Here is an 11,737-nt window from a genome sequence, read left to right as displayed (position 1 = left end):
TCGATTTGCCAAGCCGGTGCCGTGGTGTATTGTATGGATATATCACTAATTGCCGACGCAGCGGAATGGTGATAGCCTCCGCCCATCTTTCTGGAGGGGGAGATGAATATGACCGATGCTGTGAAGACGCCTCTGCACCTGTGGGTGGTGGGGATCGTGTCGCTGCTGTGGAACGCCTTTGGCGCGTTCGACTATGTGATGACCAAGCTTAAAGACCCTGGCTATATGGCGGCGTTCACGCCCGAACAGCAGGCGTATTTCTATGGTTTTCCGCTGTGGGCCAATGTCGGCTGGGCGCTGGGGGTGTGGGGATCGGTGCTGGGGTCAGTGCTGCTGCTCGCGCGCAGCCGTCACGCGGTGACGGCGTTTGCGCTGTCGCTCGTCGGGCTGGCGATCAGCAGTGTCTATCAGTTCGGGATGCATTATGGCGATCTGGAACGGATGTTCGGGATTTTTCCGATGATCTTTACGGCCGTGATCTGGGTGATCGTGATCGCGCTGTTCCTGTATGCGCGCGCGCAGGCGGCGAAGGGCGTGCTGCGGTAGAAGCATCTGCTTCGGGGTGGAGAGCTGCCGCTAAATCCTCCCTGTGGCGAAGCCATGGGGAGGGGGACCGCTCGCGAAGCGAGGGGTGGAGGGGCCGCGACGTTGCGCCATTAGCCCCTCCGTCAGCCCTTCGGGCTGCCACCTCCCCATGCCTGCGGCACAGGGAGGATCGAACGTCCGCAACCGGTCCTTAGCAGCCGTTCTACCGCGCCCGGATGAACGCCCGCACATCCTCCGACAGTTTCCGCCGGTCGTCGTCGCGGATGTACATCATGTGGCCCGCGCCATAATAAGTGTAAGTGATGCGGTCCTGCGGGATTCCGGTGCGTGACAGCGCATATTCGGCGGCGAAGAAGGGCGTTGCGAAATCATACCAGCCTTGCGCCACAAGCACGCGTAACCCCGAATTCTCGCGCATTGCCTGCCCGATCCAGGGGGCGACGTTGAGGTAGGCGTTGGCGTCGCGCCCGCCGATGCGCCAGTCCCACTGGCCGCCGATGCCGCTGATCGACTGATATTCGCGGTCCGTCCTGAACCCCAGCCCGTCGCGGCTCCAGCTGTTGATCGCCGCGGTGTAGCTTGCGTCGATGCCATAGAAACTCGGGTCGTTGTCCGGGCTTTCACCGGCGTTATCATAGTCCTTGCCCGTGTAGCGGCTGTCGAGCCGCCCGACGGTCAGGCCGCGGTCGCGCAGCAGTTCCTTGTAGAAGCGCGCCGGGGTGACGCGCAGGTCCGCCTGTTCGAGATAGGTTTCGGAAAGGCCGGTGAAGCGCGCAAGCTCGCGGCGGATCGCGGCGCGTTCCTCGCCCTGCAATTTCTGCCCTTTCAGCAGCGCGGTCGCATAGGGGCCGATCGCCCATTGCCGCGCTTCCTCGGCAAAGGCCTCGACCGACGCGGCGCTCGCCTTGCCGTGATAGAGCGCGGTGACCGCCATCGAGGGCAGGTTGGTGACGGGCGACAGTTCATTGCCCGGCGTGTCGGCGCCCGCCGCGAAATCGAGCACGGTCGAAATCAGGATCAGGCCGTTGAACGCGACGTCATTATAGGTTGCATTCATCAGCTGGTGCGCAACGGCGGCGGTGCGCGTCGTGCCATAGCTTTCGCCGCCCAGATATTTGGGGCTGTTCCAGCGGCCATTGTCGCTCAGCCAGCGGCGGATCACCTCCGCGACGAGCTTCGCATCCTGCTTGACGCCATAATAATCCTCGGGGTTGGCCTTGCTGATCAGGTGCGAAAAGCCCGTGCCCGGCGGGTCGATGAACACGACATCGGTGACGTCGAGCAGCGCATCGGGATTGTCGACGATCGGATAGGGCGGGGCGCCATCATCGACCCCGGTGCCGGGGATCGCGACGCGCTTCGGCCCGAAGGCGCCCATCATCAACCAGACGGTGCCCGACCCCGGGCCGCCGTTGAACAGGAAGGTCACCGGGCGATTGGGGTCGCGCGGTTCCTTGACATAGGAGGTGGTGACTACCGCGACTTCGGGCACGCCGTCCTTGTTCCTGATGATCGTCTCGCCGATCGTTGCGGCGTAATTGATCCGCTGGCCGCCGAAGGTGCCGCTGAGTTTGGTGGTGCGGATTTGCGGTTCGTAGTCGGCGGGCTTTTCGACCTTCGCCTTGTCAGTCGCGTCCGCAGCGTGGACGATGGCAGGAACCGCGACGGCAAGCGCCAGCGCGATCAGCGACAGACCCGATTTCATAAACTGCTCTCCCCGTTCGAAGCGCGGACGCTAAGCCGCACGCGGGGAGGGGGCAAGGGCGCTGGTCGGTTGCGGTGGGGTTTTGGTCGAACCTGCGGGTTCTACCGCCCCCATTTCGTCTTGCTCTGCTTTCCGAACCGCCCCTTGCGCGTACCCGGCTTGCCCTCGTTGCTCCGCCCGACACGCGGCGCGACCTGCTGGTCCGGCGGCAGGCCCAGCTCGTCGGCCTCGAGCTTGCGGATTTCGTCGCGGAGGCGGCCGGCTTCCTCGAATTCCAGGTCGGCGGCGGCGTCGCGCATCTTCTTTTCAAGCTCCTGGATGTACGCGCGCAGGTTGTGGCCGACCATGTGCGCGGGCTTGTCGTCGCCGATGTCGATGACGACGCCGTCCTTCGACGCGACATGCGCGATGATGTCGCCGATGTTGCGCTTGATCGTCGTCGGGGTGATGCCGTGCGCTTCGTTATACGCCTTCTGCTTTTCGCGGCGGCGGTCGGTTTCGCGCATCGCGCGTTCCATGCTGCCGGTGATGCGGTCGGCGTAGAGGATGACGCGGCCGTCGACGTTGCGCGCGGCGCGGCCGATCGTCTGGACGAGGCTGGTTTCGCTGCGCAGGAAGCCCTCCTTGTCGGCGTCGAGGATCGCGACGAGCCCGCATTCGGGAATGTCGAGTCCTTCGCGCAAGAGGTTGATGCCGACGAGCACGTCGAACACGCCGAGCCGCAGGTCGCGGATAATCTCGATGCGCTCGAGCGTCTCGACGTCCGAGTGCATGTAGCGGACCTTCAGCCCCGCTTCGTGGAGGAACTCGGTCAGATCCTCGGCCATGCGCTTGGTCAGCGTCGTCACCAGCGTGCGGTATCCCGCCGCGGCGGTCTTTTTCGCCTCGGCGATCAGGTCGTCGACCTGTTCCTCGACCGGCTTGATCTCGACCGGCGGGTCGATGAGGCCGGTGGGGCGGATCACCTGTTCGGCGAACACGCCCTGCGTGCGGTCCATCTCCCAGGTGCCGGGCGTCGCCGACACGCTCACCGTCTGCGGGCGCATCATGTCCCATTCGGCAAAACGCAGCGGCCGGTTGTCGATGCAGCTCGGCAGGCGGAAGCCATATTCGGCGAGGGTGATCTTGCGGCGGTGGTCGCCCTTCGACATCGCGCCGATCTGCGGGATCGTCTGGTGGCTTTCATCGACGAAGAGGAGGGCGTTGTCGGGGAGATATTCGAACAAGGTCGGCGGCGGCTCGCCGGGGAGGCGGCCTGTGAGGAAGCGGCTGTAATTTTCGATGCCCGCGCAGCTTCCGGTCGCGGCGATCATTTCGAGGTCGAAATTGGTGCGCTGTTCGAGCCGCTGCGCTTCGAGCAGGCGGCCTTCGGCTTCGAGTTCCTTCAAACGCTCGGCGAGTTCGTGGCGGATCGCCTCGCTCGCCTGCTTCAGCGTCGGGCCGGGCGTGACATAGTGGCTGTTCGCAAAGACGCGGACGTAATTGAGGCTCGCGATCTTCTTGCCGGTCAGCGGGTCGAACTCGGTAATCTCTTCGATCTCGTCGCCGAAGAAGCTGACGCGCCACGCCATATCTTCATAGTGCGACGGGAAGATTTCGAGGCTGTCGCCGCGCACGCGGAAATTGCCGCGTGCGAACGCCTGATCGTTGCGTTTGTACTGGAGCGCGACGAGCTTGCGGATGATCTCGCGGCTGTCGGCGACCTGGCCCTTCTTGAGGTCAAAGATCATCGCCGAGTAGGTCTCGACCGAGCCGATGCCATAGAGGCAGCTCACCGACGCGACGATGATGACATCATCGCGTTCGAGCAGCGCGCGCGTTGCCGAGTGGCGCATGCGGTCGATCGCCTCGTTCACGCTCGACTCTTTCTCGATGTATGTGTCGCTGCGCGGGACGTAAGCTTCGGGCTGGTAATAGTCGTAATAGCTGACGAAATACTCGACCGCATTGTTCGGGAAAAAGCTCTTGAACTCGCCATAAAGCTGCGCCGCGAGGATCTTGTTCGGCGCGAGGATGAGGGCAGGGCGCTGCAACTCCTCGATGACTTTTGCCATGGTAAAGGTCTTGCCCGAGCCGGTGACGCCGAGCAGCACCTGATCGCGCTCGCCTGCAAGGGCGGTTTCGACCAGTTCCTTGATCGCGGTCGGCTGGTCGCCCGCGGGTTGATAGTCGCTGACAAGTTCGAAGCGCTTGCCGCCCTCGACCTTCTCCGGGCGCGCCGGCCGGTGCGGGACATAATCGGCCGTCGTGTCGATTTCGTCGAGCGAGGTACGAATCTGAATTGCCATCGCGGGCAATATGGTAACGATAGCGCGGGTCCACAATCGCAATGAATCGCAACGGCGACCGACGCGACTTTCACAGGAGACAGAGTATGAAGACTATGTTGGCGCTGGCCACATTGGGGGCTGCCTTGGCGATTGCGGGTTGTGGAAAGACCGAAAATGCGGGTGGGCCGGTGAAACGCGAGGCGGGCAACTGGAAAACCGACGTCAAGCTCGTGAAATTCGATGTGCCGGGCATTCCCGACGAGATGAAGGCCGGGATGAAACAGATGGTCGAAGGCGCGAGCGGCATGGACCAGTGCTTCACGCAGGAACAGGTCGACAAGGAAGACATTGCGGCCGAGCTTGCCAAGGGACCGGGCAATGGCGGCGAATGCACCTGGACGAAAAAGGATGTGGGCGGCGGCACGATCGACGTTGCCGGGACCTGCACAGCAAATGGCCAGACGGTCGACATGGCCATGGCGGGCACGATGGCGGCAAAGAAGACCGACGTGACGATCACCACCAAAGGCGCGGTCCCGGCGGGCGGCGAAATGGAAATGGTGATGCAGATGACGAGCACGCATACCGGCCCGTGCAAGGAAGGAGCGGCGACAACGCAAAGCTGAGCGGCGCTGGGCGTAGCGGTTTTGGGGGACGGCCGAGAATCGGCTCAGTCGAGGGATTTGCGGACTTGGCGGGCGGAATTGTAGGTGGGGCTACGCCTCCGCCCGGCCAAGTCACATGTTCATGAAGCCGATTGATGTGCAGCGGACGCCAGGGACCAGCTCGCGTCTGCCGCAACAGCGGCTTCAATCCGCCCGGCCCGGTCGAAGACCGGGGCGGACCACGGTGCTATGGGGGGCTCCGTGACTTTCCCAAAATGGTGCAGTTTTCGGCGAAATTGCAGTTACAAGAGGTCACGTAGCGGGGAGTAGCGATTTGGTAGAAATTTGTTAACCCGAATGGACGCGAATTCAATGCGGATTGGCCAACTCGCTGAAATTTGTTACAAGGCACGCCGCCGCTGTTACCGTTACATGGGTGTAACAGCAACTAGCCCCGGTTCTCGATTGGCTTATTGGTCGCGCACCGCCCGGTGGGGCAAATGGAATTTGGGACAGCGTGAGCGATAACGACATTCAGGACTCCGGCGAAGCCGACAGGATCATAGCCGAAGAGCTTCAGCGGCTGCTGGAATCGCCCATGTTTGTGCGTTCGCCGGTGCTGTCGCGGCTCTTGCAATATCTGGCTGACCATCGATTGCGCGGTGGACGCACGACGCCCAAGGCCTATGCCATCGCTACCGAGGCGCTCGGTCGCAGCGCCGATTTCGACCCTGCGGTCGACAGCTATCCTCGCGTCATGGTCGGGCGGCTGCGGACATTGCTCGACCGCTATTATTCCGAAACGCCGTGGGTTCACCGCTTGCGCGTTCCGCAAGGCAGCTATGAAGTCGTCGTCCAGTATCGCGCGTCGCCGCCGGGCCGGTCGGATTCATCCTCGGACAACGCCTCCGTCACCACGGCGGACGCGATGGCCGCAGGCGGCGCGACGCAACCACCCGTCGCTCCAGCGCCGGCTTCGTCGGCGAGCCAGCCGTCGCGCCGGGGTTATGGCTGGGTCATTTCGGTGCTGGTGTTCGTGGTCGCTCTTTATGTCGGCTGGCAATTGCTCGGCAGCGCGGGGCGCTATTTCTCCAGCAAGCCCATCCCGATGCCCGTCGTCGAGGTCAGCGCGCCGCAGTCGGGCGAAACGGCCGTCTCGCGCGCCATGGCCCGCGCGCTGGACGGCAAGCTTCGCGACGGCATTCGGCGCTTCGGCCTCGTCCAACTGCAAAGCAGGCGGCAACCCGATACGCGCGCGCCGGAGCCCGATTATCGCCTCGATTCCTCGATCGTTCGCACCGTTGAAGGTCCGGTCGACGTCACGCTCGTCCTGAACCGCGTCGCCGACCAACGGACCATCTGGTCGCAGCAATTTCGTGTCGCGCATCAGGACATGCCGGCTTTCACGACGGTCGAGCCCGCCATTGCCCAGATTGCCGGCGATTTCGGCATGATCGTTCGCGACCAGGTGCAGCGCCAACCGAACAATTTTGCCACGGGCTTTCCGTGTCTCGCGCAGTTCAACCGGTTGCGCCAGATGCGTCAGGCCGCGACGGCGCGCCGCGTCGAGGCGTGTCTGCGCGAAACGCTCGTTCAAGATCCGCTCGACCCGATTATACTCTCGTCATTGTCGCTGCTTCGCTTTGGCGATTGGCAACCGCTGCGCGGAACGCCGGCGGGCAATGAAGCCTTCGCCGAGGCGCGCGAGCTTGCGGAACGCGCTTATCATAACGGATCGAATTCGAGTGCGGGCCTCTTCGCGATGGCGCGCGCCAATTTTTATGCGGGCAATTGCTCGGCGGGCAATACGCTCGGCGGCGCGGCAGTTCGGTTCAATCCTTATGACCCGGACATTGCGGGCTTCCTCGGCCTTTACAAGGTCGCGTGCGGACAGGCAGCCGAAGGCGAAGCGATGCTCCAGCGATCGCTCGACCTCGACGCATCCTTTCCGGGGGTGCCCGCGGTCACGCTCGCCTTCCTGATGTCGCAGCGCGGCGAACAGGACGAGGCGATGGCAGTGCTCGACAACATGCCGTCGCCCAGCAACATGGAACCGCAATATAAGATGGTGCGCGCAATCGTCACCGCGCGCCAAGGCGATTCCGTAACGGCACGGCGGCTTTGGAAAGAACTTGTCGCCTATACGAAGCAGCCTGCAGACGCCGCTCCGGAAACGGTGCTTCGCCAGTTCATCATCACACCCTCCGTCATCGCACGCTCGTCCGAAGCGTTGCGCGATTCGGGGGTCGTTGCTGCCAAATCGCCGCGCTGAACCGGCTCCTGTAGTGCTGCGATCGCCGCATTTGTGCCGTTCGCGCGCTATTTTCGATGGTCACGAAGCGCCAGCCCTCTTGCCAGCCCCGTTGGCTCGCTCTAGGGCAAAACCCAACATTCACGCGTCAGCAAGAAAGAAAAAGGAAATCTGCATGAGCGATTCGGCCGACAAGGTTAAAAAGATCGTCGTCGAACATCTGGGCGTCGAAGCCGACAAGGTCACCGAAGAAGCGAGCTTCATCGACGATCTGGGCGCGGACAGCCTCGACATCGTCGAGCTGGTGATGGCGTTCGAAGAAGAATTCGGTGTCGAAATCCCCGACGATGCGGCGGAAAAGATCGCCACCGTCAAGGACGCGATCGACTATATCGAAGCGAACAAGGGCTAAAATGCCCCGGTCCGGCGTGGCCGGACGCGGCGGCGACGCCGCCCACGCGTTTCCGGCTTCCCGGTTCCGAGCGCATGTGCGCCCAGACCGGGAAGCCTTTTTTTTGGACATGCGTTCACGATATTGATGCGGGCACCTGCGGGGGTGGGGCCGACGAAAGGAATGACTATGCGCCGGGTTGTGGTGACGGGTTTGGGTCTGGTGACGCCGCTGGGCGGCGATGTCGAAACGAGTTGGAAGAACCTGCTCGCGGGCAAATCGGGTGCGGGAACGATCACGCGCTTCGATACGACCGACCAGAAATGCACGATCGCGTGCGAGGTCAAACCCGCCGATCACGAATATGGCTTCGATCCGATGAAGCGCGTCGACCACAAGGTCCAGCGCCAGGTCGACCCGTTCATCGTTTATGGCATCGACGCCGCCGGACAGGCGCTCGAGGATGCCGGCCTTTCCGACATGACCGACGAGCAAAAACTGCGTGCGGGCTGTTCGATCGGGTCGGGCATCGGCGGTCTGCCGGGGATCGAAAGCGAAAGCCTGCTGCTCGCCGAAAAGGGGCCGGGCCGCGTCAGCCCGCACTTCGTCCACGGCCGCCTCATCAACCTCATCTCGGGGCAGGTCAGCATCAAATACGGCCTGATGGGGCCGAACCATGCGGTCGTCACCGCATGCTCGACCGGCGCGCATTCGATCGGCGACGCGGCGCGGATGATCCGCGACGACGACGCCGACATCATGCTCGCGGGCGGCGCCGAATCGACGATCTGCCCGATCGGTATCGCCGGCTTCGCGCAGGCGCGCGCGCTCAATATGAGCAGCAATGACGCGCCCGAAAAAGCGAGCCGTCCCTATGACAAGGACCGTGACGGCTTTGTGATGGGCGAGGGCGCCGGCGTTGTCGTGCTCGAGGAATATGAGCATGCCAAGGCGCGCGGTGCGAAAATCTATGCCGAGGTGGTCGGCTATGGCCTGTCGGGCGACGCCTATCACGTCACCGCGCCGCATCCCGAAGGCTTTGGCGCCTTTCGCTCGATGGAAATGGCGCTGAAGAAGGCGGGCATGACCCCCGCCGACATCGACTATATCAACGCGCACGGCACCTCGACGATGGCCGACACGATCGAGTTGGGCGCGGTGAAGCGCCTGTTCGGAAACGAGATCGCCAATGTGTCGATGAGCTCGACCAAATCGGCGATCGGCCATCTGCTCGGCGGCGCGGGTGCGGTCGAATCGATCTTCTGCATCCTCGCGATCCGCGATCAGATCGTCCCCCCGACGCTCAATCTCGACAATCCCGACGAGGGGACCGAGGGCGTCGACCTTGTCCCGCACACGGCCAAGAAGCGCGCGGTCAAGGCGGCGCTCAACAACAGCTTCGGTTTTGGCGGCACCAATGCCAGCCTGATCGTCAAGGCGGTCGAGGACTGACGCGATGCGCCGGCTGCTTGCAGCCTTGCTCGCGCTCCTCCTCGCCGCCTGTTCGGGCGGCGCGCCGCGCGATGCCGAAGTCGTCATTCCGGCCGGATCGAGCATCGCCAAGGCAGGGCAGATTCTGGAGGAGGCGGGGGCGACCTCTGCCTCGGCGTTCGTCAATCACGCGCGCTTTTTCGGCGGCGACGACCCGATCAGGCCCGGCGAGTATAAAATCGAAAAGGGCATGGACGCGGGCGACATCCTCGCGCTGATGCAATCGGGCAAGACCGTCCAGCGCTTCGTCACCGTGCCCGAGGGCATGCCGTCGATCATGGTGTGGGAGCGGCTGATGGCCGAGGAGCGGCTGAAGGGCGAGGTGCCCGTGCCGCCCGAGGGCAGCGTGCTTCCCGACACCTATGCCTTCACGACGGGCGAGAAGCGCGCCGCGGTGCTGAAGCGGATGCAGGACGCGATGGACAAGACCTTTGCCGAACTCTGGGCAAAGCGCAGCCCGCGCTCGGCGGTCAAGGATCGCAACGAGGCGCTGACGCTCGCCTCGATCGTCGAGAAGGAAACCGGCGTACCCGCCGAACGCCGTACCGTCGCTGGCGTGTACACAAACAGGCTCGCGGTGGGCATGCGGCTGCAGGCCGATCCGACAATCATCTATCCGATCACCAAGGGCAAGCCGCTCGGCCGCCGTATCAAGCGATCCGAAATCCAGGACGTGAACGATTACAACACGTACAGCATGGCAGGGCTGCCCAAGGGGCCGATCGCCAATCCGGGCAAGGCCTCGATCGCCGCAGTGCTCGATCCCGAGCCCAACGACTATCTCTATTTCGTCGCAAAGGGTGATGGCGGGCATATCTTCGCGCGCACGCTCGCCGAGCATGATGCCAATGTGCAGAAATGGTATGCGCTCCGCCGCGAGCGGGGCGAGATGTAGGGAATCCGCGGCCCCCGCGAAGACGCGGGCCGCTGGCGGACCTGCCAGCCTGGGCTGCCCAAACCGATAGCGGTCTCCGTCTTCGCCGGGGGCGGCCAACGAGGGGATGAAATATGGCTGCCAAGCTCTTTCTCCACGGTGTGCCCGACAGCCCGGCGATCTGGCGCCCCTTGCTCGCCGCGCTCGACCTTGGCGATACGCCCGTGACGGTTCCGGCGCTTCCCGGATTCACCGGCCCGCTGCCGGCAGGATTCGCCGCGACCAAGGAGGCCTATGCCGAATGGGCGGTGGGGCAGGCGGAGGCGTTGTTCGCCGCGCACGGCCCCATCGACATCGTCGGTCATGACTGGGGCGCCTTGATCGCGCAGCGCGTGGCGATGCTGCGCCCGGACCTCATTCGCAGCTGGGTCGTATCGAATGCTGTGATCGACCCCGATTATCGCGGCCACCGCATCGCGCGCATCTGGAACACCCCGGTGCTCGGCGAAATTTTCATGGCGCTGAGCCGCGCCGACAAGCTCGCCAAGGGGCTCGCCGCGCAGGGCATGCCCGCCGCCATTGCGCGCGAAGAGGCCGAGCAGTGGCAGAACAAGGACAAGCGCCGCGCGATCCTCAAACTCTATCGCTCGGCGCGGGGGCTGAGCTTCGAGCATGATTGGGCGCGCGATTTGGACAGGCTGCCGCCGAACGGCGCGTTGGTCTGGGGCGCCAACGATCCCTATGTGGGGCTGGAGGTTGCGGAGCGCTTCGCCGCGGCTACCGGCGTGTCGCTTCACATCGTCGAAAAGGCCGGCCATTGGGCGATTGCCGAACGTCCGGCAGAGGTGGCGGCGGCCCTGAGGACCTTCTGGGGGGCGTTAAGACGCGGATAATATTATGTCATCGCATTATACGATGATTGTGATGCAGTAATTCGATTGGCGTTTGCGCGGTCGAACTACCAGATGCGCCATTGAACGCGAAAGGGCGTCCCATGGACGACGGCACATCCCCCTCCCGACCGCCGCGCCCATCCCGCTTCGCGAACGGCGACCCGGACATCCCCCCTCCCGTCCGGGCCACTGGTGCCGCGCCCCTCATTCTGACCGGAATGATGGGTGCGGCCGACCAGCGCCATTTCGACGCGCTGCGCGCCGCGCACTTCCCTCCCGACCGCAATTTCCTGTCGGCGCACATTACGCTGCTTCATCAGCTCCCGCCGTCGGCACATGACGAACTCGATCGGCTCGTCCGCCGGATCGCCGCCGACACACCGCCGCCCGCCGCGAGACTTGGCGCGCCCTATTCGCTCGGGCGCGGCGTTGCCTTTCGCGTCGACAGTCCCGAACTGCTCGTCATCTGCGAACGCATTGCGGACCATTTCACCGGCATGCTCACCGCGCAGGACCGGGGCGTGCCGCGCCTCCACATCACGGTTCAGAACAAGGTGACGTCCGCCACGGCGCGCGACCTGCTTGCCCGTCTCGCCACAGACTTCCGCCCGCGCCCGCTGGAGATCACAGGTCTCGCGGCACATCATTATCGCGGCGGCCCCTGGGAAGACGCCTTTGCCCGCAAATTTCGCGGACCGCGCAGATGATATT

10 protein-coding genes are annotated in these 11,737 nt (G+C 63.9%); 8 read left to right on the top strand and 2 right to left on the bottom strand.

Going from position 1 to position 11,737, the window contains the following annotated elements:
* Positions 1-108: 108 nt before the first annotated feature.
* Positions 109-546 (top strand): hypothetical protein, encoded by a 438-nt coding sequence (locus JI743_RS05685; protein ID WP_201926751.1) that lies wholly within the window; start codon positions 109-111, stop codon positions 544-546.
* Positions 547-748: 202 nt separating this feature from the next.
* Here JI743_RS05685 and JI743_RS05680 read toward each other — a convergent pair whose 3' ends face one another.
* Together JI743_RS05680 and uvrB are read right to left on the bottom strand one after the other, a co-directional pair.
* Positions 749-2,251, bottom strand: a complete 1,503-nt coding sequence (locus JI743_RS05680; RefSeq protein WP_201926749.1) for a S10 family peptidase — start codon at positions 2,249-2,251, stop codon at positions 749-751.
* Between the two features lie 101 nt (positions 2,252-2,352).
* Positions 2,353-4,539, bottom strand: coding sequence for an excinuclease ABC subunit UvrB (uvrB, locus tag JI743_RS05675; RefSeq protein ID WP_201926747.1), 2,187 nt, complete (start codon positions 4,537-4,539; stop codon positions 2,353-2,355).
* A gap of 86 nt (positions 4,540-4,625) precedes the next feature.
* Here uvrB and JI743_RS05670 point away from each other — a divergent pair, with 86 nt between their 5' ends.
* From JI743_RS05670 to JI743_RS05640, 7 genes are all read left to right on the top strand, one after another.
* A complete protein-coding gene (locus tag JI743_RS05670) occupies positions 4,626-5,147 on the top strand; it encodes a DUF3617 domain-containing protein (protein WP_201926745.1) in 522 nt (173 codons plus the stop codon).
* 496 nt (positions 5,148-5,643) lie between these two features.
* Entirely contained in the window at positions 5,644-7,398 is a 1,755-nt protein-coding gene (locus JI743_RS05665; RefSeq protein ID WP_201926743.1) for a tetratricopeptide repeat protein, read from the top strand.
* A gap of 154 nt (positions 7,399-7,552) precedes the next feature.
* Positions 7,553-7,789 carry an acyl carrier protein gene (locus JI743_RS05660; RefSeq protein WP_201926741.1) on the top strand — a complete coding sequence of 79 codons (237 nt, stop codon included), beginning with the start codon at positions 7,553-7,555 and terminating at the stop codon, positions 7,787-7,789.
* A gap of 168 nt (positions 7,790-7,957) precedes the next feature.
* A complete protein-coding gene (gene fabF, locus JI743_RS05655) occupies positions 7,958-9,220 on the top strand; it encodes a beta-ketoacyl-ACP synthase II (RefSeq protein WP_201926739.1) in 1,263 nt (420 codons plus the stop codon).
* 4 nt (positions 9,221-9,224) lie between these two features.
* Positions 9,225-10,154 carry an endolytic transglycosylase MltG gene (mltG, locus tag JI743_RS05650; RefSeq protein ID WP_201926737.1) on the top strand — a complete coding sequence of 310 codons (930 nt, stop codon included), beginning with the start codon at positions 9,225-9,227 and terminating at the stop codon, positions 10,152-10,154.
* A gap of 113 nt (positions 10,155-10,267) precedes the next feature.
* On the top strand, positions 10,268-11,026 hold the full coding sequence (locus JI743_RS05645; RefSeq protein WP_201926734.1) for an alpha/beta fold hydrolase: 759 nt from the start codon (positions 10,268-10,270) through the stop codon (positions 11,024-11,026).
* Between the two features lie 221 nt (positions 11,027-11,247).
* Complete coding sequence (locus JI743_RS05640) at positions 11,248-11,733, top strand: 2'-5' RNA ligase family protein (protein ID WP_201926732.1); 486 nt, start codon at positions 11,248-11,250, stop codon at positions 11,731-11,733.
* Positions 11,734-11,737: the final 4 nt, after the last annotated feature.

Origin of the sequence: Sphingopyxis jiangsuensis (assembly GCF_016734905.1) — a bacterium.
In the GTDB taxonomy this organism is placed as follows: domain Bacteria; phylum Pseudomonadota; class Alphaproteobacteria; order Sphingomonadales; family Sphingomonadaceae; genus Sphingopyxis; species Sphingopyxis jiangsuensis.
This window is presented reverse-complemented; position numbering and strand designations above follow the sequence as displayed.

What these genes read in the sequence shown, in the direction of transcription:
- fabF (WP_201926739.1), top strand. Translation starts at nt 7,958, where the DNA reads ATGCGCCGGGTTGTGGTGACGGGTTTGGGTCTGGTGACGCCGCTGGGC.
- JI743_RS05640 (WP_201926732.1), top strand. Translation starts at nt 11,248, where the DNA reads ATGGGTGCGGCCGACCAGCGCCATTTCGACGCGCTGCGCGCCGCGCAC.
- JI743_RS05670 (WP_201926745.1), top strand. Translation starts at nt 4,626, where the DNA reads ATGAAGACTATGTTGGCGCTGGCCACATTGGGGGCTGCCTTGGCGATT.
- JI743_RS05645 (WP_201926734.1), top strand. Translation starts at nt 10,268, where the DNA reads ATGGCTGCCAAGCTCTTTCTCCACGGTGTGCCCGACAGCCCGGCGATC.
- JI743_RS05685 (WP_201926751.1), top strand. Translation starts at nt 109, where the DNA reads ATGACCGATGCTGTGAAGACGCCTCTGCACCTGTGGGTGGTGGGGATC.
- JI743_RS05660 (WP_201926741.1), top strand. Translation starts at nt 7,553, where the DNA reads ATGAGCGATTCGGCCGACAAGGTTAAAAAGATCGTCGTCGAACATCTG.
- JI743_RS05680 (WP_201926749.1), bottom strand. Translation starts at nt 2,251, where the DNA reads ATGAAATCGGGTCTGTCGCTGATCGCGCTGGCGCTTGCCGTCGCGGTT.
- mltG (WP_201926737.1), top strand. Translation starts at nt 9,225, where the DNA reads ATGCGCCGGCTGCTTGCAGCCTTGCTCGCGCTCCTCCTCGCCGCCTGT.
- uvrB (WP_201926747.1), bottom strand. Translation starts at nt 4,539, where the DNA reads ATGGCAATTCAGATTCGTACCTCGCTCGACGAAATCGACACGACGGCC.